Annotated in this window: 19 protein-coding genes; 11 read left to right on the forward strand and 8 right to left on the reverse strand. The window is 60.8% G+C overall.

The window, feature by feature from the left end:
* Nucleotides 1-68 precede the first annotated feature (68 nt).
* Genes paoA through paoC form a run of 3 tightly spaced genes read left to right on the forward strand, consistent with a single transcriptional unit; the run spans nucleotide 69 to nucleotide 3,840 of the window.
* Entirely contained in the window at nucleotides 69-692 is a 624-nt protein-coding gene (gene paoA / locus A8O26_RS28115) for an aldehyde dehydrogenase iron-sulfur subunit PaoA (protein WP_064120860.1), read from the forward strand.
* Entirely contained in the window at nucleotides 689-1,645 is a 957-nt protein-coding gene (locus A8O26_RS28120) for an FAD binding domain-containing protein (RefSeq protein ID WP_064120861.1), read from the forward strand. Before paoA ends, A8O26_RS28120 begins: the two co-directional genes overlap by 4 nt.
* Entirely contained in the window at nucleotides 1,642-3,840 is a 2,199-nt protein-coding gene (gene paoC, locus A8O26_RS28125; protein WP_064120862.1) for an aldehyde oxidoreductase molybdenum-binding subunit PaoC, read from the forward strand. The genes A8O26_RS28120 and paoC overlap by 4 nt, the downstream gene beginning before the upstream one ends.
* A 588-nt stretch (nucleotides 3,841-4,428) precedes the next feature.
* Here the strand turns inward: paoC and A8O26_RS28130 are convergent.
* On the reverse strand, nucleotides 4,429-4,905 hold the full coding sequence (locus tag A8O26_RS28130) for a (R)-mandelonitrile lyase (protein ID WP_064120863.1): 477 nt from the start codon (nucleotides 4,903-4,905) through the stop codon (nucleotides 4,429-4,431).
* Between the two features lie 97 nt (nucleotides 4,906-5,002).
* Here A8O26_RS28130 and A8O26_RS28135 point away from each other — a divergent pair, with 97 nt between their 5' ends.
* Nucleotides 5,003-5,896, forward strand: coding sequence for a LysR family transcriptional regulator (locus A8O26_RS28135; protein ID WP_064120864.1), 894 nt, complete (start codon nucleotides 5,003-5,005; stop codon nucleotides 5,894-5,896).
* A 48-nt stretch (nucleotides 5,897-5,944) separates the two neighbouring features.
* On the opposite strand, the gene A8O26_RS28140 is transcribed toward A8O26_RS28135, so the two are convergent.
* Complete coding sequence (locus A8O26_RS28140) at nucleotides 5,945-6,889, reverse strand: aldo/keto reductase (RefSeq protein ID WP_172828221.1); 945 nt, start codon at nucleotides 6,887-6,889, stop codon at nucleotides 5,945-5,947.
* Between the two features lie 112 nt (nucleotides 6,890-7,001).
* Between A8O26_RS28140 and A8O26_RS28145 the strand changes: the two genes are divergently transcribed.
* Both A8O26_RS28145 and A8O26_RS28150 read left to right on the forward strand, forming a co-directional pair.
* Nucleotides 7,002-7,772 carry an alpha/beta hydrolase gene (locus A8O26_RS28145; protein ID WP_064120866.1) on the forward strand — a complete coding sequence of 257 codons (771 nt, stop codon included), beginning with the start codon at nucleotides 7,002-7,004 and terminating at the stop codon, nucleotides 7,770-7,772.
* An 84-nt stretch (nucleotides 7,773-7,856) separates the two neighbouring features.
* Nucleotides 7,857-8,723: a CAP domain-containing protein gene (locus tag A8O26_RS28150; RefSeq protein ID WP_064120867.1), complete on the forward strand. Its 867-nt coding sequence runs from the start codon at nucleotides 7,857-7,859 to the stop codon at nucleotides 8,721-8,723.
* On the opposite strand, the gene A8O26_RS28155 is transcribed toward A8O26_RS28150, so the two are convergent.
* From A8O26_RS28155 to A8O26_RS28165, 3 genes are all read right to left on the reverse strand, one after another.
* Nucleotides 8,693-9,634: a DHH family phosphoesterase gene (locus tag A8O26_RS28155; RefSeq protein WP_064120868.1), complete on the reverse strand. Its 942-nt coding sequence runs from the start codon at nucleotides 9,632-9,634 to the stop codon at nucleotides 8,693-8,695. The two genes, A8O26_RS28150 and A8O26_RS28155, sit on opposite strands and share 31 nt — an antisense overlap.
* 92 nt (nucleotides 9,635-9,726) lie before the next feature.
* Nucleotides 9,727-11,010, reverse strand: a complete 1,284-nt coding sequence (locus A8O26_RS28160; protein ID WP_064120869.1) for a Zn-dependent hydrolase — start codon at nucleotides 11,008-11,010, stop codon at nucleotides 9,727-9,729.
* A gap of 144 nt (nucleotides 11,011-11,154) precedes the next feature.
* Nucleotides 11,155-12,639, reverse strand: a complete 1,485-nt coding sequence (locus A8O26_RS28165; RefSeq protein WP_064120870.1) for an NCS1 family nucleobase:cation symporter-1 — start codon at nucleotides 12,637-12,639, stop codon at nucleotides 11,155-11,157.
* Nucleotides 12,640-13,266: 627 nt separating this feature from the next.
* On the opposite strand from A8O26_RS28165, the gene hydA reads away from it, so the two are divergent.
* The 3 genes from hydA to preA all read left to right on the forward strand — a co-directional run bounded on the left by hydA (nucleotide 13,267) and on the right by preA (nucleotide 17,506).
* A complete protein-coding gene (gene hydA / locus A8O26_RS28170; protein ID WP_064120871.1) occupies nucleotides 13,267-14,706 on the forward strand; it encodes a dihydropyrimidinase in 1,440 nt (479 codons plus the stop codon).
* Between the two features lie 157 nt (nucleotides 14,707-14,863).
* The gene (locus tag A8O26_RS28175) at nucleotides 14,864-16,231 is read left to right on the forward strand and encodes an NAD(P)-dependent oxidoreductase (RefSeq protein WP_064120872.1); all 1,368 of its coding nucleotides are present in this window, start codon (nucleotides 14,864-14,866) and stop codon (nucleotides 16,229-16,231) included.
* A complete protein-coding gene (preA, locus tag A8O26_RS28180; RefSeq protein WP_064120873.1) occupies nucleotides 16,232-17,506 on the forward strand; it encodes an NAD-dependent dihydropyrimidine dehydrogenase subunit PreA in 1,275 nt (424 codons plus the stop codon). It begins immediately after the preceding gene.
* Nucleotides 17,507-17,789: 283 nt separating this feature from the next.
* Here the strand turns inward: preA and A8O26_RS28185 are convergent, their stop codons facing one another.
* The gene (locus tag A8O26_RS28185; RefSeq protein ID WP_038365564.1) at nucleotides 17,790-18,410 is read right to left on the reverse strand and encodes a TetR/AcrR family transcriptional regulator; all 621 of its coding nucleotides are present in this window, start codon (nucleotides 18,408-18,410) and stop codon (nucleotides 17,790-17,792) included.
* Between the two features lie 139 nt (nucleotides 18,411-18,549).
* Here A8O26_RS28185 and copC point away from each other — a divergent pair, with 139 nt between their 5' ends.
* Nucleotides 18,550-18,912 carry a copper homeostasis periplasmic binding protein CopC gene (gene copC / locus A8O26_RS28190; RefSeq protein WP_064120874.1) on the forward strand — a complete coding sequence of 121 codons (363 nt, stop codon included), beginning with the start codon at nucleotides 18,550-18,552 and terminating at the stop codon, nucleotides 18,910-18,912.
* A gap of 3 nt (nucleotides 18,913-18,915) precedes the next feature.
* Entirely contained in the window at nucleotides 18,916-19,773 is an 858-nt protein-coding gene (gene copD, locus A8O26_RS28195) for a copper homeostasis membrane protein CopD (RefSeq protein WP_064120875.1), read from the forward strand.
* Nucleotides 19,774-19,887: 114 nt separating this feature from the next.
* Here copD and A8O26_RS28200 read toward each other — a convergent pair whose 3' ends face one another.
* Both A8O26_RS28200 and A8O26_RS28205 read right to left on the reverse strand, forming a co-directional pair.
* On the reverse strand, nucleotides 19,888-21,030 hold the full coding sequence (locus tag A8O26_RS28200) for an HlyD family secretion protein (RefSeq protein WP_064120876.1): 1,143 nt from the start codon (nucleotides 21,028-21,030) through the stop codon (nucleotides 19,888-19,890).
* Nucleotides 21,027-22,682, reverse strand: coding sequence for an MFS transporter (locus A8O26_RS28205; RefSeq protein ID WP_064120877.1), 1,656 nt, complete (start codon nucleotides 22,680-22,682; stop codon nucleotides 21,027-21,029). The genes A8O26_RS28200 and A8O26_RS28205 overlap by 4 nt, the downstream gene beginning before the upstream one ends.
* Between the last annotated feature and the right edge of the window lie 33 nt (nucleotides 22,683-22,715).

Raw genomic sequence — 22,715 nt, forward strand, 5'->3', positions numbered from 1 at the left:
ACGCTGGCTGCCCGCTTGGGCCATCCATGACCCTGCTGCCCCGATGAAGAGAGAAAAGGAATCGAACCATGACGATTTCCCGACGCAGATTTCTGATCCTCGGCGCCGTCACCGCGACGGCGTTCGCGATGCCGCCGTTTATCAGCCTCAAGGCCTACGCCGCCAATCTGGAGAAACCGGCCATGAGTAAAGTGACCATCAACGTCAACGGCAAGCCGCGTGAACTGGACGTCGACACCCGCACTACCCTGCTTGATGCCTTGCGCGAACACCTGCACCTGACCGGCAGTAAAAAAGGCTGTGACCACGGCCAGTGCGGCGCCTGCACGGTGATTGCCGATGGCCGGCGGATCAATTCGTGCCTGACCCTCGCGGTGATGCACGAAGGCAGTGAGATCACCACCATCGAAGGCCTCGGCATGCCCGACAATCTGCACCCGATGCAGGCCGCGTTCATCAAGCACGACGGTTATCAATGCGGTTATTGCACGCCAGGGCAGATCTGCTCGGCGGTGGCGGTGCTCAAGGAAATCCGCGACGGCATTCCCAGCCATGCCAGCGCCAGCCTGACCGAACCGCCACAACTGATCGCCCGTGAGTTTCAGGAGCGCATGAGCGGCAACATCTGCCGCTGCGGTGCCTATTCGAACATCATCGAAGCGATTACTGAAGTCGCGGAGGTGCCGGCATGAGACCGTTCAATTACAGCCGCGCCGACTCCCCCGCCGCTGCCGCCGCACAAGCCGCGCAATTTGAAGGCGCGCGGTTCATCGCCGGCGGTACCAACCTGCTCGACCTGATGAAACTCGACATCGAAACCCCGCCACAACTGATCGATGTCAACCACCTCGGGCTGGATCAGATCGAAGCCACGGCCGAAGGCGGATTGCGCATCGGCGCGCTGGTGCGCAACACCGATCTGGCTGCCGATGCGCGCATCCGCAAAGACTACGCCCTGCTCTCCCGTGCCCTGCTCGCTGGGGCTTCCGGGCAGTTGCGCAACATGGCGAGCACCGCCGGCAACCTGCTGCAACGCACGCGCTGCCCGTACTTCTACGACACCAATCAGGCCTGCAACAAACGCCAACCCGGCAGTGGTTGCGCGGCAATTGGCGGGGTCAGTCGGCAGTTGGGCATCATCGGCGTCAGCGACGCGTGCATCGCCACGCACCCGAGCGACATGGCCATCGCCATGCGTGCCCTCGATGCGCAGATTGAAACGGTGAAACCCGACGGCAGCACCCGCAGCATCGCCATGGTCGATTTTCATCAATTACCGGGCACCACACCGAACATCGAAACCAACCTAACGCCCGGCGAGTTCATCACCTCGGTGACACTGCCCGCGCCGGTTGGCGGCACCCACATTTATCACAAGGTGCGCGATCGCTCCTCCTATGCGTTCGCGCTGGTGTCGGTCGGTCTGATCCTGCAACAGGACGGCAGCGGCCGCGTTGCCGTCGGCGGTATCGCACCGAAACCGTGGCGGGTCGAAGCCGCCGAAGCGCTGCTACCGAAAGGCGCCAAAGCCGTCAGCGAACGTCTGCTCGAGGGTGCCACGCCGACCCACGACAACCAATTCAAACTGACCCTCGTCGAGCGCACGCTCGGTGCAGTGTTGGCGCAAGCGAGGGAACCCGCATGAAATTCGACACGCCCGCCACCACCAACCCGATCGACCAGCTGAAGGTCATCGGCCACCCCACCGAACGCATCGAAGGCCCGCTGAAAACCAGCGGTCAGGCGCCGTACGCCTATGAACAGCATGAGGCGGTGGCCCATCAGGCTTACGGTGTCATGGTCGGTTCGGCCATCGCCAAGGGGCGGATCAATAACATCGATCTTGAGGCCGCCAAAGCTGCGCCCGGCGTGCTCGCCATCGTCACCGCCGCCAACGCCGGCAAACTCGGCAAGGGCAAATACAACGCCGCGCATTTGTTGGCCGGGCCCGAGATTCAGCACTATCACCAGGCTGTCGCACTGGTGGTGGCCGAGACGTTCGAACAGGCGCGCGCCGCCGCGCAATTGGTCAAGGTCGACTATATCGCGGCCAAGGGCGAGTTCGACCTGGCCAGCGTGCGCGACAAAGGCGTCGAGCCGAAAGAGGAATTGCCCGATGTCACTCACGGCGATTTCGCCAAAGCGTTCGCCGCAGCGCCAGTGCAGTTCGACCAGACCTACACCACGCCGGATCAGTCCCACGCGATGATGGAACCGCACGCGACACTGGCGGCGTGGAAAGGCGATCAACTAACGCTGTGGACCTCCAATCAGATGATCGCCTGGAGCGTTGGCGACATCGCCACGACGCTCGGTCTGCCCAAGGAAAAAGTCCGGCTGATCTCGCCGTACATCGGTGGCGGCTTCGGCGGCAAACTGTTCGTGCGCGCCGATGCGATCCTCGCCGCACTCGGTGCGCGCATGGCCGGCAGACCGGTAAAAGTCGCCCTCGCCCGTCCGCAGATCGCCAACAACACCACCCATCGTCCGGCGACGATTCAGCGCATTCGCATGGGCGCGACGGCGGATGGCAAACTCACGGCGATTGCCCACGAAGGCTGGTCGGGCAACCTCGCTGAAGGCAAGGTCGAAGTCGCGGCACAGCCGAGCCAGTTGTTGTACGCGGCGGAAAATCGGCAGGTCAGCATGCGTTTGTCTCCGCTGGATCTGCCCGAAGGCAACGCCATGCGCGCGCCCGGCGAAACCCCGGGATTGATGGTGCTGGAAATTGCCATGGACGAGATGGCCGAACAGCTCAAGCTTGATCCGATCCAGTTCCGCATCCTCAATGACACCCAGGTCGACCCGGTGAAAACCGAGCGGCCGTTCTCGCAGCGGCGCTTGATCGAATGCCTGCAAACCGGCGCCGACAAGTTCGGCTGGAGTCAGCGCAATGCCCAACCGGGCTCACGGCGCGAAGGCCGCTGGCTGATCGGCATGGGCGTGGCCGCGGCGATTCGCAACAACTTGCTGGTGAAGTCTGGCGCGCGGGTACGGTTGGAGCGCGATGGCAAGGTCACGGTGGAAACCGACATGACCGATATCGGCACTGGCAGTTACACGATTATCGCGCAGACAGCGGCCGAGATGATGGGCGTTGGCTTGAAGGATGTGACTGTGCATCTGGGTGATTCGAACTTTCCGGTGTCGGCAGGCTCCGGCGGGCAATTTGGTGCCAACTGCTCGACTGCCGGGGTGTATGCCGCGTGCATGAAGTTGCGTGAGGCGGTGGCGGGCAAACTGGGCATGGCGGCGGATCAGGCAGAGTTTGTCGACGGTCAGGTGCGGGTCGGCGACAAGCACGTGCCGTTGCGCAATGCCGCGCAAAACGGCGTGGTGGAGGCTGAGGACAGCATCGAGTTTGGCGACCTTGCCAAGCAGTATCAGCAGTCGACGTTTGGTGCGCACTTCGTCGAGGTGGCGGTGGATGCCGCGACCGGTGAAGTGCGGGTGCGCCGCATGTTGGCGGTGTGCGCGGCCGGGCGCATTCTCAACCCGCAAGCGGCGCGTAGTCAGGTGATCGGCGCGATGACCATGGGCGTCGGTGCGGCGCTGATGGAAGAGTTGGCGGTGGACAAGACGCTGGGGTTTTTCGTCAACCATGATTTGGCGGGGTATGAAGTGCCGGTGCATGCCGACATTCCACATCAGGAGGTGATTTTCCTTGATGAGACTGATCCGGTTTCTTCGCCGATGAAGGCCAAGGGGGTCGGGGAATTGGGCATTTGCGGGGTCAGTGCGGCGGTGGCGAATGCGATTTACAACGCCACGGGGGCGAGGGTGCGGGAGTATCCGATTACGCTGGACAAGATATTGTCGTCGTTGCCGGAGATGATCTGAAGGCCCCTGAAAAGCCCCTCACCCTAACCCTCTCCCAGAGGGAGAGGGGACCGATCCGGGGATATTGGAGAACTTCACCGACGTGAACGCTCAGCTGTGAATCCATAATCGACTCGGTTTCTCAGGTCGATATATGACGCCAGACACCTCGGTCAGCTCCCTCTCCCTCCGGGAGAGGGCTGGGGTGAGGGAAATTGGATAGTCTCACCGACCCGAAGGATCGGCTGTAAATCCATAATCGACTCAGTTTCTCAGGTCGATGTATGACGCAAGACACCTCGGTCAGCTCCCTCTCCCTCCGGGAGAGGGCTGGGGTGAGGGAAATTGGATAGTCTCACCGACCTGAAGGATCGGCTGTGAATCCATAATCGACTCGGTCTCTCAGGTCGATGTATGACGCCAGACACCTCGGTCAGCTCCCTCTCCCTCCGGGAGAGGGCTGGGGTGAGGAAAATTGGATAGTCTCACCGACCTGAAGGATCGGCTGTGAATCCATAATCGACTCGGTCTCTCACGTCGATGTATGACGCAAGACACCTCGGTCAGCTCCCTCTCCCTCCGGGAGAGGGCTGGGGTGAGGGAAGAGGCTCACTCGGTTTGCGGATACTGCTCAGCACTCACCTGCTCCATCCATTCCACCACCTCACCGTCCAGCACTTCAGCGATAGCAATATGAGTCATCGCCGTCGTGGGCCCCGCCCCATGCCAATGCTTGGCCCCCGGTGCAATCCATACCGTATCGCCAGGACGAATCTCACGAACCGCCCGCCCCCACTCCTGCACAAAACCGGAACCGGCCGTGACGATCAAGGTCTGTCCCAAAGGGTGCGTATGCCACGCGGTACGCGCGCCCGGCTCAAACGTCACTGTCGCGCCACTGACCCGCGCCTCATCTGTGCCCTTGAACGGCGCATCGACGCGGACCGTGCCCGTGAACCAGTCCGCCGGGCCCTTGGCCGACGGCTGCGAACCATTGGGTGTGACGGTCACTCGTGGAGTTTCATTGGCCTGCACCTCACCCGCCAACAGGGAAAGGCTCAACGCAGAAGCTACAATCGGGTTCATGGCGGTTCCTCCAGATAAACAATGCCACCACTCTAACGACGCCAACTCTTCAGATAATCGACTAGAATTCGAAAAAACTTATGCAGGAAACTCATCAATGCTGCGTGAAAACGCCACCGATCTGCTCGCCTTCCTCGCCGTGGCCCGCGAGCGCAGTTTCACCAAAGCGGCGGCCAAACTTGGCGTTTCGCAATCGGCGCTCAGTCACACGATTCGCGCGCTTGAAGCGCGTTTGGGCTTGCGCCTGCTGACCCGCACTACTCGCAGCGTTTCCCCGACCGAGGCTGGTGAACACCTGCTGCAAACCATCGGCCCGCGCTTCGAAGAAATCGAACGGGAACTGACGGCGCTGAGCAATCTGCGCGACACCCCGGCGGGCAAGATCCGCCTCAGCGCCACCGATCACTCGCTGAACTGGTTGCTGCGCCCGGTGCTCAAGGATTTTCTGCCGCAGTACCCGGACATCGCCGTCGAGGTCTGCTGCGACTATGGTTTCGTCGACATCGCCGGCCAGGGTTTCGACGCTGGCGTACGTCTGGGCGAGGACGTCGCCCAAGGCATGATCGCCACCCGCATCGGCCCCGACATGCGCATGGCCGTGGTCGGTTCACCCGCCTATTTCGCCCAACGCACCCAGCCAGAAACCCCACGCGATCTGACCGAGCACGCCTGCAACAACCTGCGCCTTCCGACCAATGGCGGGCTGTACAGCTGGGAATTCGAAAAGGCTGGCGAAAGCCTGAAAGTGCGGGTCTCCGGGCAGGTCACCCTGAACGGCGTCTACCCGCTGCTCGATGCCGCGCTGGACGGTTTTGGCCTGAGCTACATTCCGGAAAATATTGTCGCGCCGTATCTGGCCGACGGCCGTTTGCTGCAGGTGCTTGAGGATTGGTGCCCGACGTTTTCCGGGTATCACCTGTATTACCCGAGCCGACGTCAGGCTGCGCCCGCGTTTGCGTTGTTGCTGGAGGCGCTGCGCTATCGCGGTTGAGCGTCGTCGAAGTCGGTGATCCTGCATGCGATCCGCTTGCGAGAACAATCAGCCCACCAACGCAATCAACTGATGCCGCTGCGCATCCGTCAGCATCGGCCCAAACCCGGCCTTGGCGTTGTCGGCCATGTAGCGCGGATTGCCCGTGCCGGGGATCACGCACGTCACCGCCGAATGTGAGAGCAGAAACTTCAACGCCAGTTGCGGCCAACTGTTGACCTGCACATCCGACACCCAGCCTGGTAACGGTTTGCCTTTGAGTCGCGCGAGCAAACCGCCGCCGCCAAATGGCCGATTACAGATCACCGCCACCCCACGTTCACGGCACAGCGGCAGCAGGCGTTTTTCCACGCCACGGTCATCGAGGGCGTAATTGATTTGCAGAAAATCCAGTTGTTCGGCCCTCAGCACCGCTTCGACTTCCTCGTAGGCCGAGGGCGTGTAATGGGTGATGCCGATGTAGCGGATGCGCCCCTGCGCTTTCCATTCACGCAGGGTCGGCAGATGGGTTTGCCAATCGAGCAGGTTGTGGATCTGCATCAGGTCGATACGTTCGGTACGCAGCAGACTGAATGACTGCTCCATCTGCGCGATGCCCTCTTCGCGCCCGCGCGTCCACACCTTGGTCGCCAGGAATGCTGGCGAGCGCGGTTCGTGGATCGACAGCAATTCACCGGTGGTTTCCTCTGCCCGGCCATACATCGGTGAACTGTCGATCAACGTGCCGCCCTTGCTGAACAGCTCATCCAGCACCGCCGGCAATTGTCGATAGGCCGGATCACCCGGGGCGACGTCGAAACCGCGATAAGTACCGAGACCCACGATGGGCAGCGATTCGGAGCTGGACGGGATGGCGCGGGTCTGCATGGCGTGGCCTCCGGTGGTCGCGGGTGTCGTGGCAGTGGCCAACGCCCGCTCAAAGGTGAAGACCGCCGAAACCCCGGCAGCCAGCGTGAGCAATCGGCGACGGGAGTAACCCTCAGTGTGGCTCATGCTGGTTCCCCTGCTGCGTGGATCTGTTGCATGTTGTGTGTGCGAGCGGCCCGGTGGCAGGGCTGGACTACACTGCGACAGCCAACTTTCACACACCGTTAAAAGTAGCCGAATGTCCCGAACCCTGATGTCACTCGTCGCATTGATCGTTGCCGTGTACTTGGTGCTGTGCGCGGCGCTGTTCTTTTTTCAGCGCTCGCTGATCTATTTTCCGCAGCCCAATGCCGTCACAAGCCCCGACTCACAACTGACCTTGTCGATGCCGGACGCGCAGATTTCGGTGCTCACCCGTGAACGTGTCGGGCCACGGGCGCTGATCTATTTCGGCGGCAATGCCGAGGACGTGTCGCGCAATCTGCCGGAGTTTGCCGAAGCGTTTGCCGGTTATGCCGTGTACCTGCTCAACTACCGCGGTTTCGGTGGCAGCGGCGGTTCGCCGTCCGAAGTGGCGATTGCCGAGGATGCGCTGGCGCTGTTCGATCAGGTGTACGCCAGCCATCCGCAGGTAGCCGTGATCGGCCGCAGTCTTGGATCCGGCGTGGCCGTGCGTCTGGCCAGTCAGCGGCCGGTGCAACAGCTGATTCTGGTAACGCCTTACAACAGCCTCGAAGAAATCGCGGCGCGGCAATATCCGTGGGTGCCGGTGCAGTGGTTGCTCAAGGACCGTTTCGAATCCGGCAAGTACGCTGCACATATCCGCGTGCCGACGTTGTTGCTCGCGGCGAGTAACGACGAGGTGATCCCCCGCGCCAGCACCCAGCGTTTGCTGGAGAATTTCCCGCAAGGCGTGGCAACGCTCAAAGTGGTGCCGGATTCGGGGCATAACTCGATTTCCGACCGTGCGCAGTATCTGCAATGGATGGGGGATGTGTTGAATCGGTGAACCAAGTCCCGATTCCTCAGTCCTACCCGCGCCGCGTTCTGCGGTTCACTCCTTTGCGCTGTCCTCTTCAGAGCTGCCCGTCTCATGCGCCACGCCGTTCGTTCGTCTCGCTTGGTTTCGTTGTGCCTGCTGATCCTTTCACCCTCGTTCGCGGCAACCGCCCATGCCGGTGCGGAGCGACAATTGGTGGCTGCCATCAACGACTATCGCGCCCATCCGCAACGCTGCGATCGGCGCCCGACGCAACGGCTGGCGCCGTTGGCGTTGAAGTCGAATCTGGCCTTGCCGATCGGTTATCGCTACGCCGGTGGCATGCGAGAAGCACTGAAATCGTCCGGGTATTCCGCCGTCGCGGTGCGCAGTATTCGCGTGGTTGGCGCCGAGGATGCCGAAGAGGCCTTCGACCTGCTGCAAAACGACCACTGCGCCGCGCTGCTGGATGCGAGCTACGCCGACATCGGCGTCAGCCGGTCGCGCAATGAATGGCAAGTGGTGTTGGCGCAACCGGTGCTCGACAGCCGCATTGGCGATAACCGCAGCGTCGGCAAGGCCCTGCTCGCCGAGGTCAATGCCGCACGTGCGCGACCACGGATGTGCGGACGTCAGCGATTCGCCGCCGCCCGGCCATTGAGCTGGAACGCCGCATTGGGCGCCGCTGCCCAAGGGCACAGCAAAGCCATGGCTTACGGCAACTATTTCGCCCATCAGGATCCGGACGGTGACCTGCCCGCCGATCGCGCCCGTGCAGCGGGCTATCGTGGCCGGCAAATCGGCGAAAACATCGCTGCCGGGCAGAGTTCACCGGGCAAGGCCATGGCCGGATGGCTGGCCAGCCCCGGACATTGCGCCAACCTCATGAACCCGATGTTTACCCAGGTCGGCGCCGGGTTTGCCAGTGAGGCGCGCAGTGCTGAAGGGGTTTACTGGACGATGGTGTTTGGTGCGCAGTGACTGGCCGCGTCCAGTGCCAATTTCAACAGTTCCTTGCGCAGCATTGACGGCGCGCGAACGGCCAGCCCGGCCTGCCAGTCGAGTGGCAACAAGCGATTGAGCTTATGCTGGCTGACCTCGGCTGGCGCCAGAAAGCAGCTTTTGCGGTCGCGGATACTGATCACATTGAGCAGCCAGTCGTCGCCCTGCTCGGCCATCCAGCGTTTGATCATCGGCCGGTGGTTTTGCAGCAGAGCGTCAGCATCCCACACGGTCATTTGTGCGAAGAAGCCCGGCAGGTTGCTGTCGGGCTTCATTCGTTTCGAGTCGGCCGCCAACGCAGCGGCCAGGTCCGATTCGATGCTGGCCTGGCATTCGAGAAAATACTGCCGGGGCCATTCTGCCGGCAGTTTTGCCCGTGAAGCGAGGTCGGCGTAGGCCTTGATGTCGGCAGGAGTGGTCATCTGTCCGGTGAAGTTCAGCGTATTGTCGAGAATCGCGGTGGCCAGCAATGCCGCACTGTGCGAGCTGATGGCGGATAGCAAACCTGCGCCTTCCCAGCGCTGAAAGATTTGGGTTGCCGCAGCGCCGATCGGACGAATATCGGCGCCAGTCCCAAGCTTCTGCGCCCAGTAATGCTCATACCCCGGATGATGATCGATGACTTCTACCACCCGTTCGAGCACCACCAACGGGTCGAAATGGTGATAGTCCGAGACATCGACCAACACGAATTCATCGTCGGATCTCGGCACGTACTCGTGAAAAGCTGAAGCCCAGCCAAGCACGCTTGGTGAAACGCTGGCATTGGCTGGCGCGCTGCTGACGGCGCGGGCGGCAATGCCTTGCCGATTGAGCAGTTCGGCGTAGGCGATGCAACAGGCGTAGGCGTCGATGTCCAGATAGGACGCGCCGGAAGTGATGATTTTCATGGGCCGGCAACATCGCACAGGTTTATGACGTTTGGGTGACAGGAAAAGATCGCAGCCTGCGGTAGCGCCTGCAGCGCTGCGATCTTTTGCATTTATGCGGCGGCTTTACCGGCCGCGACCATCGCCGAAGCGGCCAGCATCGCCCGCAACAACACCGCGCAGCCGGCCGCCAGATCATCCGGCGCGGCGTTCTCGATTTCGTTGTGGCTGATGCCGCCTTCGCACGGCACGAAGATCATCCCGGCCGGGCCGAGTTCGGCGAGGAAAATCGCGTCATGCCCGGCGCCGCTGACGATGTCCATATTCGACAAGCCCAGCCCCTTCGCTGCGCCGCGCACCGCTTCCACGCAACCTTTTTCGAAGTACAGCGGCGGGAAGTCGGCGGTCGGGGTCAGCTCGTAAGTCAGGCCATGTTCTTCGCAGGTGGCGTCGATGACTTGCTTCACCTCGGCGATCATCGAGTCAAGGCGCGCCGGTTCCAGATGACGGAAGTCGAGGGTCATGCGCACTTCGCCGGGAATGACGTTGCGCGAGCCGGGATAGGCTTGCAGGCAGCCGACCGTACCGCAGGCATGCGGCTGGTGGCCGAGGGCGGCGCGGTTGACGGCGCCGACAATCACCGAGGCGCCGACCAGCGCGTCTTTACGCAGGTGCATCGGCGTCGGGCCGGCGTGAGCTTCGACGCCGCGCAGCTTGAGGTCAAACCACTTCTGCCCCAGCGCCCCCAGCACCACGCCGATGGTTTTCTGTTCGTCTTCGAGGATCGGACCTTGTTCGATGTGCGCCTCGAAATAAGCGCCAACCTTATGCCCGCTGACCTTGCGCGCGCCGGCGTAGCCGATGGCGTTGAGCGCTTCACCGACGGTGACGCCGTCGGCATCGACTTTGGCCAGGGTTTCTTCGAGGGTGAATTTCTCCGCGAACACGCCGGAACCCATCATGCACGGGGCGAAGCGCGAGCCCTCTTCGTTGGTCCAGACCACCACTTCCAGCGGCGCTTCGGTTTCCACTTTGAGGTCGTTGAGGGTTCGCAGGACTTCGACGCCGGCAAGCACGCCAAAGCAGCCGTCGAACTTGCCGCCAGTGGGTTGGGTGTCGATGTGGCTGCCGGTCATCACCGGTGGCAGATTCGGATTGCGCCCGGGGCGACGGGCGAAGATGTTGCCGACAGCATCGACGGTGACGCTGCACCCGGCGTCCTTGCACCACTGCACGAAGAGGTCGCGGGCCTGGCGGTCGAGGTCGGTCAGGGCCAGGCGACAGACCCCGCCCTTGACCGTCGCGCCGAGCTTGGCCAGCTCCATGAGCGACGCCCACAAGCGGTCGCGGTTGATGTGCTGATGGGTCGATTGCAGAACGTCTACGGCTGCGTTCATGGGGATCTCCTCAGGCTGCTTTTCTTATGAGTTTCTTCAGATACATCTCTGCCGCAAGTGAGGCCGTCTTCGCGAGCAAGCTCGCTCCCACATTTGGAATGCGTACCCCTGTGGGAGCGAGCTTGCTCGCGAAGAGGCCTGCATTCACACCGCAGATTTCGCTACTGACGGACTAGCACGCATCACGCACAACCCGTAATAAATAATCCCGCCCAGCGCCGAGCCGGTGAACCAGCCATAGCTGTAAAACCAGCTAAACGCATCGCTACCCAGCGACAACAAGGTCAGCACCACCGGCACCCCAAAGGCGAGAAACCCGGCCCGGTTCCACGCCGGATAGACGTCATCGCGGTACAACCCGGCCAGGTCCAGTTGCTGTTTCTTGATCAGGAAATAGTCCACCACCATGATCCCGGCTATCGGCCCGAGCAGGCTCGAATAGCCCAGCAGCCAATTCGAATACACGGTTTCCAGGCTGACATCGGAAACGATCAGACCGAGCTTTTTCAGCAGTTCATGGCCCATCAGCGCCAGCCCGACAAACCCGGTCAACAACACCGCTTTGGTGCGGTTGATGACCTTGGGCGCGATGTTCTGGAAGTCGTTGGTCGGCGAGACAATGTTTGCTGCGGTGTTGGTCGACAGCGTGGCGATGATGATCAATGCCATCGCCACCGCGACCCACACCGGGCTCTGGATATGGCCGATCAGGCTGACCGGATCAGAGACGGTAACGCCGACCAGTTTCACCGACGCGGCGGTCATGATCACGCCCAGCGAGGCGAACAAAAACATCGTCAGCGGCAGCCCGAAAATCTGCCCGAGGATCTGATCTTTCTGGCTCTTGGCGTAACGGCTGAAGTCAGGAATGTTCAGCGACAACGTGGCCCAGAAACCGACCATCGCCGTCAGCCCGGCGGCGAAGTAACTGACCACGCTGGCGCCTTCCGGACGTTTCGGCGGGATCGCCAGCAGTTCGGTCATCGACACGTTGGGCATCGCCCACACCAGCAGACCGATGCCGACCGCCACCAATAGCGGCGCCGACAAGGTTTCCAGCCACTTGATCGATTCGGCGCCACGGATCACCACCCACAGGTTCAGCGCCCAGAAGATCATGAAACCGATCACTTCTCCCGTACCGCCGAGGGATTTCCAGCCATCGAAAATCGAGCCGAGGAACAGGTGAATCGCCAGGCCGCCAAACATCGTCTGGATACCGAACCAGCCACACGCGACCAATGCGCGAATCAGACACGGCACGTTGGAGCCGAGAATGCCGAACGAGGAACGCAGCAACACCGGAAACGGAATGCCGTACTTGGTGCCGGGAAAGGCATTCAGCGTGAGAGGAATCAACACAATGATGTTGGCGAACAGAATCGCCAGCAGCGCTTCGCCAACCGTCAAGCCAAAGTACGCGGTGAGTACGCCGCCGAGGGTATAGGTCGGCACGCAAATCGACATGCCGACCCACAGCGCGGTGATGTGCCATTTGTTCCAGGTGCGTTCGCGCACCTTGGTCGGTGCCATGTCGTGGTTGTAACGGGGACTGTCGAGGACGTCGCTGCCGGCTTCAAGCTCGTACAAGCCGTCGCGCTCGGTCACTTGCGATCTGATCTGTTGCATGGCCGCTCCACTGTTCTTCTGATTATTTTTTTGCTCATCAGGCGGCTTGCACACGAGGGTGCGAGCCGGACGATGGCCGGAGGAACTGACAACTTTCATGCACCGGCCATGGTGTCAGCGGCGGCATCAATAAACGTGCCGGGTGAACCGCTTACGCATCGGGCCGTGGTTCAAACGTATTGCAACTTTCTGATATTCATCAGTTTTAATTATTTACCTGATGAGTTCGCGGAAACTTGTCTGGGTGCTCAGGCTGAACACTTGGCAAGTTGTCCGAACAGACAGGACTCAATCTGGTGCACTGCACTTTTTTTCATCGTGAGCGAGCAGCCGCAGCTCAACTTCAAGCGGCTGATTTCACATACAAAATCTTGCTCATATTTCCATCCTGTCAAGTGCGTCAAAATGGTGAACGGCCTCACCATTTTGGTGATTTTGATATTTTTTCGTTATTTTTCATAGCGTTAAAACAGTCATAAGCTTATAAAAAATATTCTTGATCTATTGCAAATCTGCGACTAGCTTCTATTCCTGACAGCGCTGACAGGAATACACCCTGCAATGCTGTACATCAAATAAAACATCTAGAACCGACACAAGTCGGTCAATGCCTGCGAGGAACTCGGAATGTCTCTGTTGATCCGTGGCGCCACCGTTGTTACCCATGATGAAAGTTACCGCGCCGACGTCTATTGCGCCGACGGCGTGATCAAAGCCATTGGTGAAAACCTGGATATTCCCGCCGGTGCCGAAGTGCTCGACGGCAGCGGTCAATACCTGATGCCCGGCGGCATCGATCCGCACACGCACATGCAACTACCGTTCATGGGCACCGTGGCCAGTGAAGACTTTTACAGTGGCACGGCGGCCGGTCTGGCCGGCGGCACCACCTCGATCATCGATTTTGTGATTCCCAATCCGCAGCAGTCGTTGATGGAGGCGTTTCATCAGTGGCGTGGCTGGGCCGAGAAATCGGCGTCCGACTATGGCTTCCACGTCGCGATCACCTGGTGGAGCGAGCAGGTGCGTGAGGAAATGGCCGAGCTGGTCAGCCATCACGGCATCAACAGCTTCAAGCATTTCATGGCCTATAAGAACGCGATCATGGCCGCCGACGACACGCTGGTGGCGAGTTTTGAACGCTGCCTGGAACTCGGCGCGGTACCGACCGTACACGCGGAAAATGGCGAGTTGGTTTATCACCTGCAACGCAAGTTGATGGCCCAGGGCATCACCGGGCCGGAGGCGCATCCGCTGTCGCGTCCTTCGCAGGTTGAAGGTGAAGCGGCGAGCCGGGCGATTCGTATTGCCGAAACCATTGGCACACCGCTGTACCTGGTGCACGTTTCGACCAAAGAGGCACTCGACGAAATCACCTATGCACGGAGCAAGGGCCAACCGGTCTACGGCGAAGTGCTCGCCGGGCATTTGCTGCTCGATGACAGCGTCTATCAACACCCGGACTGGCAGACCGCTGCCGGATACGTGATGAGCCCACCGTTCCGCCCGCGCGGTCATCAAGAAGCACTGTGGCACGGACTGCAAAACGGCAATCTGCACACCACCGCCACTGACCATTGCTGCTTCTGCGCCGAACAGAAAGCCGCCGGCCGTGAGGATTTCAGCAAGATCCCTAACGGCACGGCCGGTATCGAAGATCGCATGGCGGTGCTGTGGGATGAAGGCGTCAACAGCGGGCGTTTGTCGATGCAGGATTTCGTCGCCCTCACCTCTACCAACACCGCGAAGATCTTCAACCTCTATCCGCGCAAAGGTGCGATTCGCGTCGGCGCCGATGCCGACCTGGTGCTGTGGGATCCGCAAGGCACCCGCACCATTTCCGCCAAGACCCACCATCAGCAGGTGGACTTCAACATCTTCGAAGGCAAAACCGTGCGCGGCGTGCCGAGCCACACCGTCAGCCAGGGCCGGGTGGTTTGGGCAGATGGTGACCTGCGCGCCGAGCGCGGCGCCGGTCGGTACATCGAACGGCCGGCTTATCCGGCGGTGTTTGACTTGCTGAGCAAGCGGGCTGAGTTGCATAAGCCGACTGCCGTTAAACGCTGAAATCCAGGCCTTCGGCCTTCGCGAGCAAGCTCGCTCCCACAGGGGAATGCATTCCAAATGTGGGAGCGAGCTTGCTCGCGAAGAGGCCATCCCGAACGCCACAAAAACCACTGCCCATCAGAGGCAGAGAACCTCAATAACCGTGAGGCACAACACCGTGATCGAGACCCTGAACCATCTCCCCCACCCGCACGAAAGCGCGGCCGCCCTCGCCGGGCATTTCACCGATCTGGCGCCGCCGCTCAATGATCGCCAAGCGCATCTGGAAGCCTCGCGCTGCCTGTATTGCTACGACGCGCCGTGCGTGAATGCGTGCCCGAGCGAGATCGACATTCCCTCGTTCATCCGCAACATCCACCAGGACAACGTCACCGGCGCCGCGACGAAAATTCTCTCGGCAAACATCCTCGGCGGCAGTTGCGCGCGGGTCTGTCCGACCGAAATTCTCTGCCAGCAAGCCTGCGTGCGCAACAACGCCCACGAATGCGCGCCGGTGTTGATCGGCCTGCTGCAACGCTACGCCGTCGACAACGCACACTTCACCGAACACCCGTTCCAGCGCGCCGCCGCTACCGGCAAACGCATTGCCGTGGTCGGTGCCGGGCCGGCCGGTTTGTCCTGCGCGCATCGCAGTGCCATGCACGGGCATGACGTGGTGATTTTCGAAGCGCGGGAAAAGGCTGGCGGCCTCAACGAATACGGAATCGCCAAGTACAAACTGGTCGATGATTACGCGCAGAAGGAACTGGATTTCCTCCTGCAAATCGGCGGCATCGAGATTCGTCATGGGCAAAAGCTCGGCGAGAATCTGACCCTCAGCGAACTGCATCAACAATTCGACGCCGTGTTCCTCGGCCTCGGACTCAACGCCAGCAAGCAACTCGGCCTGCCCCACGAAGATGCCCCGGGCCTGCTCGCCGCCACCGATTACATTCGCGAACTGCGCCAAGCCGATGACCTCACACAACTACCGCTGGCCGAACGCTGCATCGTCCTCGGCGCCGGCAACACGGCTATCGACATGGCCGTGCAAATGGCTCGCCTCGGCGCTCGCGACGTGAATCTGGTGTATCGCCGTGGCGCGGCGGACATGGGCGCCACTGGCCACGAACAAGACATCGCCAAAGCCAATCAGGTGCGCCTCCTGACCTGGGCGCAGCCGCAAGAAGTGCTGCTCGACGATCAGGGCCACGTGCGCGGCATGCGTTTCGCCCGCACCGATCTGGTCGACGGTCGCCTGCAAACCACCGGCGAAACCTTCGAGCTGGCCGCCGATGCGATCTTCAAAGCCATCGGCCAGGCCTTCGACGGCAGCGCCCTCGCCGACCCGTTGGCCCGTGAACTCAAGCGTCAGGGCGAGCGCATTCAGGTCGACGAAAACCTGCGCACCAGCATCCCCGGCGTGTATGCCGGCGGCGACTGCACCAGCCTCGATCAGGACCTCACCGTGCAAGCCGTGCAGCACGGCAAACGCGCCGCCGAGGCAATCAACGCTCAACTGATGCTTAACGTGGAGGCTGCGTAAATGGCCGATCTGTCGATTGTCTTCGCTGGCATCAAAGCGCCGAATCCGTTCTGGCTGGCCTCCGCGCCACCGACCGACAAAGCCTACAACGTCGTCCGTGCCTTTGAAGCGGGCTGGGGTGGCGTGGTCTGGAAAACCCTCGGTGAGGACCCGGCAGCGGTCAACGTGTCGTCGCGCTACTCAGCGCATTACGGCAACAACCGTGAAGTGCTGGGCATCAACAACATTGAGCTGATCACCGACCGTTCGTTGGAGATCAACCTGCGTGAAATCACTCAGGTGAAGAAGGACTGGCCCGATCGCGCGCTGATCGTTTCGCTGATGGTGCCGTGCGTCGAGGAGTCGTGGAAACACATTCTGCCGCTGGTCGAAGCGACCGGTGCTGACGGCATCGAGCTGAATTTCGGTTGCCCACACGGCATGCCCGAACGTGGCATGGGCGCGGCGGTCGGTCAGGTGCCGGAGTACGTCGAGCAGGTCACGCGCTGGTGCAAGACTTATTGCTCGCTGCCGGTGATCGTCAAACTGACGCCGAACATCACCGACATCCGCGTCGCCGCCCGCGCGGCCCATCGCGGTGGTGCCGATGCGGTGTCGCTGATCAATACGATCAACTCGATCACCAGCGTCGACTTGGAGCACATGGTCGCCCTGCCCACCGTCGGCAGCAAAAGCACCCATGGCGGCTATTGCGGCTCGGCGGTGAAGCCGATTGCGCTGAACATGGTTGCGGAAATTGCCCGCGATCCGCAGACCCAGGGCCTGCCGATCTGTGGAATTGGCGGCATTGGCAGTTGGCGCGATGCGGCGGAATTCATGGCGTTGGGCAGCGGCGCGGTGCAGGTGTGCACGGCGGCGATGCTGCATGGTTTCCGCATTGTCGAGGAGATGAAGGATGGATTGTCGCGGTGGATGGACAGTCAGGGCTACGCCAACATTGCCGAGTTTGCAGGGCGTGCGGTGGGCAATACCACGGACTGGAAGTACCTCGATATCAACTATCAGGTGATCGCGAAGATTGATCAGGACGCGTGCATTGGTTGCGGGCGTTGTCACATTGCTTGCGAGGACACTTCACATCAGGCGATTGGCAGCCTGAAGCTGGCGGACGGCACGCATAAATATGAAGTGATTGATGAGGAGTGTGTGGGTTGTAATTTGTGTCAGATCACTTGTCCGGTGGCGGATTGCATCGAGATGGTGCCGATGGAGACTGGGAAGCCGTTTCTGGACTGGAATCATGATCCGAGGAATCCGTATCACGTTGCGGTCTGAATGGGGGGCTGATCCTGAAAGGCCCTCACCCTAACCCTCTCCCAAAGGGAGAGGGGACTGATTGGGGGATGCTGCAGAAATCCACCGACGTGAACGATTTGCTTTGAATCCATAATCGAAACAGCCACAGGCTCGGACGGCCTTGAATCCATAATCGATGCTTGAACTGGCAAGCACGGCCTTGAATCCATAATCGACTGGTTTTTTCAGGTCGATGTAACCCGAGAGAAACCTCGGTCGGCCCCCTCTCCCTCCGGGAGAGAGCTGGGGTGAGGGTCGGCTTTCAGGGCTCCAACCCAATCCCACGCAAGATCACACTCGTCACCGTCTGCACCGCCCGCTCAAACTGCATGTCCGACAACGGCTGATGTTCATTCAGAATATTCACCTGATGATCAAAGTCGGCGTAATGCTGCGTCGACGCCCAGATCATGTACAGCAGACTCGACGGTTCCACCGGCAGAATCCGCTTGTCCTCGACCCACTGGCGAATCTTCGCTTCCTTCATTTTCGCCCAGTCATACAGGCTGACATCCAGCGCCTCGCCCAAGGTCGGCGCGCCGTGGATGATCTCATTGGCCCAGACTTTCGAGCCATACGGCCGGCTGCGTGAATGGTTCATCTTGGCGCGGATGTAACTGCTGAGCACCACGCGCGGGTCGTCGAACATCTCGAAGCACAGCGCGTCCTGTTTCCACACTTCCAGCAAGTCGAAGAGCACCGCGCTGTAGAGCTCGCTCTTGGTGCTGAAGTAATAATGCAGGTTGGAACGCGGCAATTGCACTTCAGCCGCGATGTCGGCCATGGCGGTACCGCCGAAGCCTTTTTCGGCGAAGACTTTTTCCGCCGCGAGGAGAATTTTCTCGACGTTACTGCGACGAATCTCGATCTTGTGATTGCCCATGAGGGCTCCCTGACAACAGCGTTGCCCAAGACTAGCATCCGCTCTGCTCCGCGGGCGACCGCTGCAAACAAAACTTCGTACTGGCGCGAGCGGATGGCTAAACTGACGATTCTTTGATCCTGCCCCAGAGGTATCCGCGATGCTGTTCAAGAACGTCCTGACCACCACTGCCCTGCTCGCTTCGCTGTTCGCCGCATCCTCGGTATTCGCCCACGCTCACCTGAAAAGCCAGACCCCGGCCGCCGACAGCACCGTCGCCGCCCCGGCCGATTTGCGCCTGACCTTTTCCGAAGGTGTCGAGGCCAGTTTCACCAAAGTCACCGTGACCAAGGATGGTGCGCCGGTCGCAGTCAAAGCGCTGACCACTGAAAACGACAAGAAAACCCTGATCGTCACCCCTGCTGCTCCGCTAACTGCCGGCGAGTACAAAGTCGAATGGCACGCGGTGTCGGTCGACACGCACAAAAGCGAAGGCGCCTATCAGTTCAAGGTGGGCCAGTAATTCATGAGTGAAGCGCTGGTGCTGTGCCGCTTTGTGCATTTCATCGTGGTGTTGATGCTGTTCGGGGCCTGGCTGTTCAGGCCGTTGCTGCTCAAGGATGAAGCGCTGCAAGTGGACCGGCACCTGGCGCGACTGGCGCGTTGGCTGACCGCTGTGGCGCTGGCCAGCGGCATTGCCTGGGCGCTGTTGATTACCGCGAGCATGGCCGGTTCGACTGCCGCGGCGTTTGATCCCGATACGATCGCACTGGTGCTGGGCGGTACGTTTTTCGGTCAGGTCTGGCGCTGGCATCTGCTGATCAACGCCTTGTTGTTGGCGTTACTGTTCACGCCCTGGCGATCGAGCATGCCGTTGCGACTGGGCTTGAGTGGCCTGCTGCTGGCGACGCTGGCACCGGTCGGGCATGGCGCGATGCTGGATGGTCTGAGCGGGCAATTGCTGATTCTCAACCAGATCGTTCACCTGACCTGTGTCGCCGCGTGGCTTGGCGGGCTGTTGTTACTGGTGCTGATTCTGCGTCAGCCGACGGAGCCGATGCGTGAAGTGTTGCGGCGTTTCAGCGGAGTCGGTTATGCGCTGGTCGCGGGGTTGCTGATTACCGGTTTGATCAACGTCCGCGTGCTGACCGGCCAGTGGTGGCCGACGCCGTTGTTCAGCGGGTTTGCCTTGATTCTGTTGATCAAGGCAATGCTGGTGTTGGCCATGCTCGGATTGGCCCTGTTCAATCGCTTGCGGATTGATGATTGCGAACAACGGATGGGGACGCTCAGGCGCAGTGTGATGCTGGAGTGGTTGCTCGGCATTGGCGCCGTCGCCGCCGTTTCGCTGCTGGGCACCCTGCCGCCGATGATCGCTGGATAAACACAGTTCAAATGTGGGAGCGAGCTTGCTCGCGAAAGCGCTGTGTCAGATAAAGAAATGTCACTGATACATCCCTTTCGCGAGCAAGCTCGCTCCCACAGGGCTATGTGTGGATCAGTGGGGTTGGGTGTCGCCGGCGGCGGTGTCGATACTGACCACCACCGACATCCCCGGCCGCAACCGTTCCTCTTCCTGTTGATCCGCATCAATGGTGATCCGCACCGGCACCCGCTGAGCGATTTTCACAAAGTTGCCGGTCGCATTATCCGCCTGCAACAGCGCAAATTCAGACCCCGTGCCCGGCGAAATATGCTGCACATGCCCGGTGAATTTGCGGTGGTTCAACGCATCGACGGTGAAGCGCACCGGTTGCCCGACACGCACGTTGTCCATCTGCGTTTCCTTCATGTTGGCGATCACCCATTTCTGGTTCGGCACCAGCGCCATCAACTGCGCACCGGAGTTGACGTAAGCGCCGAGACGCACGCCGATCTGCCCGAGCTGACCGTCACGCGGGGCGACGATGCGCGTGTTCGACAGATCAATCCGCGCCAGTTGCACCGCCGCTTCGGCGCTGGCCACTGCCGCTTCCAGCGAGCCGCGATTGACGATCACTGTTTGCAGATCCTGCCGGGCGATTTCCAGATTGGCCTTGGCCTGCGCGACCGCTGCAACGCTTTGCGCATTGGCTGCCAGCGCCACGTCCATCTCACGTTTCGACACCGAGCCGTCACGCACCAGTTCTTGATTACGGCGCAGATCGGCCTCGCTTTTACGCAACTGCGCTTCGCTGTCAGCCTGCACGGCCTGACGCAATTTGATCGTCGCTTCGGCGCTGTTGCGTTGCTGCACCACGTTGGCCAAGGCAGCCTTTTGCACCGCCAGTTGCGCCAGCGATTGGTCGAGGCGCTGCTGATAGATCCGGTCGTCCAGGCGCACCAATAAATCCCCGGCCTTCACATACTGGAAATCCTGCACCGGCACTTCATAGACATACCCGGCGAGTTGCGGACCGATGATCGTCACCTGCCCACGGATCAAAGCGTTTTCGGTGGTTTCGACCGCACTGCTGAACGGCGGCAGTTGCCACGCGTACAAGACGATCAACACGCCAACGATGGCAATCGCGGCAAAGCCCAGCGAGGAAATAATCCGCACCCGCAGCGAGCGCGGTTCGGTGTTCGGTGATGACGGCGGCGCCACACCTTCAGGCGTGGCGGCAATGGCATTGGTGGTCGTGGTGGTCGGTTCGGTCATGAAGAAGTGGCACCGCTCGAAGGTGTGGATGGCGCAGGGGCGACGGCTTTGGTGGTGCTCATCAGCCACAGCGCACGAATGGACAGCCAGATCATGGTCAGCACCGCAATCACGGCGATCAACATGAACACATCGTTGTAGGCCAGCACGTTGGCCTCTCGGGTGGCGGCGTTGGACAGGCTGCGAATCCCCGCAAGGTTGCGCAGACTCGGGTCGGCCAACAGCGAACCGTACGCCGAGCCGCCGCTCTGCACGCGCGCGGCCACCAATGGGTCAGACAGCGTCAGGTGCTCGACGATTTGACTGGAATGAAATTTTTCCCGAACGATCTGGAAGGTGCCCAGAAGTGCCGCGCCCAGCAGGCCGCCGAGGTTATTGCAGATCCCGAACAACACGGAAAAACTCACCAGATTGCGCGGATTGGTCAGCACGTTACGGGTGCCGAGGACCATGGTCGGGCCGAGAAAAAAGGTACTGCCGAACGCTAGCAGAAACTGGCTGAAATACAGGTTTTGCGGGCGGGTCAGGTTATTCGAAAAACTGTCCATCACCGACCCGGTGGCCATCAGACCCAGCGAGATGATCAACGGCATCAGCAGGTGTTTGGGGTTGATCGTCAGTGCACTGGTCAACAGCCCTGCGACACTGCCGATCAGCATCACCACGTACAGGCTGTGCAACTGCTCATAGCCCATGTTCAGGTTCTGCATGAAACCGACCGCACCGGTGGACTGCTCCGAGGTGACCATGCGAATCAGGGTCACCGCCAGCGCCAGGCGGATCATCACGCCGCTGCCAAGCCAGCGGGTCATCAGCATCGGATTACTGCGGTTATGTTCGATGGCCAGGCCAGCGAGGATCAGCGCAATCGACGACGCCAAAGCGACGCCGATCCAGTCCGCCTCCAGCCACCAGTCGATCCGCCCCAGCGACAACACCGCACACAACAACGCCACGCCGGTCGCAAGAATGGCAAAGGTCAGGAAGTCGAGTTTTTCAAAGGTTTTGAAGCGGTCACCGGGCGGCAACTTGAGCATCAATACGCAGCCCAGCGACAGCAGCGCCATGCCCAATTCGAACAGGTACAAGCCGCGCCATTCGGCGATTTGCAGCAAGTCCTCGGAGAATAATCGCGCCAACGGCAAGGCCAGTTGCGAAGTGCCGAGGCCGAGCACCAGCGCCTTCATCCGCCACTTCGCCGGGAACGCCTGGACCATGTAATACAAACCCAGAGAACTCAGCGCCGCGCCGACCATGCCGTGCGCCGCACGCACCGCCACCGCCGAATTCAGGTCATTGACAAACAAATGGCCGAAAGTCACCAGCGCATACAGCACCAGAAACACCTCGGTGAACGCGCGCAAACCGAACTGCTGGCGAAACTTCACCAGCAGCAGGTTCATCGACACGTTGGTCATCACGTATGCCGCCGGCAACCAAGCCATTTCCGCTGTGGTCGCGCCGAGCGCACCTTGCAGATAAGGCAGGTTGGCGACCACCAGCGAGTTGCCCAAGCCACCGGTCACCGCCACCAGCACGCCGACCAGCGCATAGGCCAGGCGCTTGTGGGTGGAGTGCAACGGCGTCGAGGGGGAACCGGGCAGACTGGGCTTTTCGTGGGGCTGCCAGTTGCGCGGGGCGTATTGATCCATTGCAAGGCCTTGTGCGGAAGGTGGGTGAAGTTT

The organism is Pseudomonas fluorescens (genome assembly GCF_001648775.1).
GTDB lineage: Bacteria > Pseudomonadota > Gammaproteobacteria > Pseudomonadales > Pseudomonadaceae > Aquipseudomonas > Aquipseudomonas fluorescens_M.

What these genes read in the sequence shown, in the direction of transcription:
- preA (WP_064120873.1), top strand. Translation starts at nt 16,232, where the DNA reads ATGGCCGATCTGTCGATTGTCTTCGCTGGCATCAAAGCGCCGAATCCG.
- A8O26_RS28130 (WP_064120863.1), bottom strand. Translation starts at nt 4,905, where the DNA reads ATGAACCCGATTGTAGCTTCTGCGTTGAGCCTTTCCCTGTTGGCGGGT.
- paoC (WP_064120862.1), top strand. Translation starts at nt 1,642, where the DNA reads ATGAAATTCGACACGCCCGCCACCACCAACCCGATCGACCAGCTGAAG.
- A8O26_RS28200 (WP_064120876.1), bottom strand. Translation starts at nt 21,030, where the DNA reads ATGACCGAACCGACCACCACGACCACCAATGCCATTGCCGCCACGCCT.
- A8O26_RS28145 (WP_064120866.1), top strand. Translation starts at nt 7,002, where the DNA reads ATGTCCCGAACCCTGATGTCACTCGTCGCATTGATCGTTGCCGTGTAC.
- A8O26_RS28150 (WP_064120867.1), top strand. Translation starts at nt 7,857, where the DNA reads ATGCGCCACGCCGTTCGTTCGTCTCGCTTGGTTTCGTTGTGCCTGCTG.
- A8O26_RS28185 (WP_038365564.1), bottom strand. Translation starts at nt 18,410, where the DNA reads ATGGGCAATCACAAGATCGAGATTCGTCGCAGTAACGTCGAGAAAATT.
- copC (WP_064120874.1), top strand. Translation starts at nt 18,550, where the DNA reads ATGCTGTTCAAGAACGTCCTGACCACCACTGCCCTGCTCGCTTCGCTG.
- copD (WP_064120875.1), top strand. Translation starts at nt 18,916, where the DNA reads ATGAGTGAAGCGCTGGTGCTGTGCCGCTTTGTGCATTTCATCGTGGTG.
- A8O26_RS28135 (WP_064120864.1), top strand. Translation starts at nt 5,003, where the DNA reads ATGCTGCGTGAAAACGCCACCGATCTGCTCGCCTTCCTCGCCGTGGCC.
- A8O26_RS28140 (WP_172828221.1), bottom strand. Translation starts at nt 6,889, where the DNA reads ATGAGCCACACTGAGGGTTACTCCCGTCGCCGATTGCTCACGCTGGCT.
- A8O26_RS28155 (WP_064120868.1), bottom strand. Translation starts at nt 9,634, where the DNA reads ATGAAAATCATCACTTCCGGCGCGTCCTATCTGGACATCGACGCCTAC.
- A8O26_RS28205 (WP_064120877.1), bottom strand. Translation starts at nt 22,682, where the DNA reads ATGGATCAATACGCCCCGCGCAACTGGCAGCCCCACGAAAAGCCCAGT.
- A8O26_RS28160 (WP_064120869.1), bottom strand. Translation starts at nt 11,010, where the DNA reads ATGAACGCAGCCGTAGACGTTCTGCAATCGACCCATCAGCACATCAAC.
- paoA (WP_064120860.1), top strand. Translation starts at nt 69, where the DNA reads ATGACGATTTCCCGACGCAGATTTCTGATCCTCGGCGCCGTCACCGCG.
- A8O26_RS28165 (WP_064120870.1), bottom strand. Translation starts at nt 12,639, where the DNA reads ATGCAACAGATCAGATCGCAAGTGACCGAGCGCGACGGCTTGTACGAG.
- A8O26_RS28120 (WP_064120861.1), top strand. Translation starts at nt 689, where the DNA reads ATGAGACCGTTCAATTACAGCCGCGCCGACTCCCCCGCCGCTGCCGCC.
- hydA (WP_064120871.1), top strand. Translation starts at nt 13,267, where the DNA reads ATGTCTCTGTTGATCCGTGGCGCCACCGTTGTTACCCATGATGAAAGT.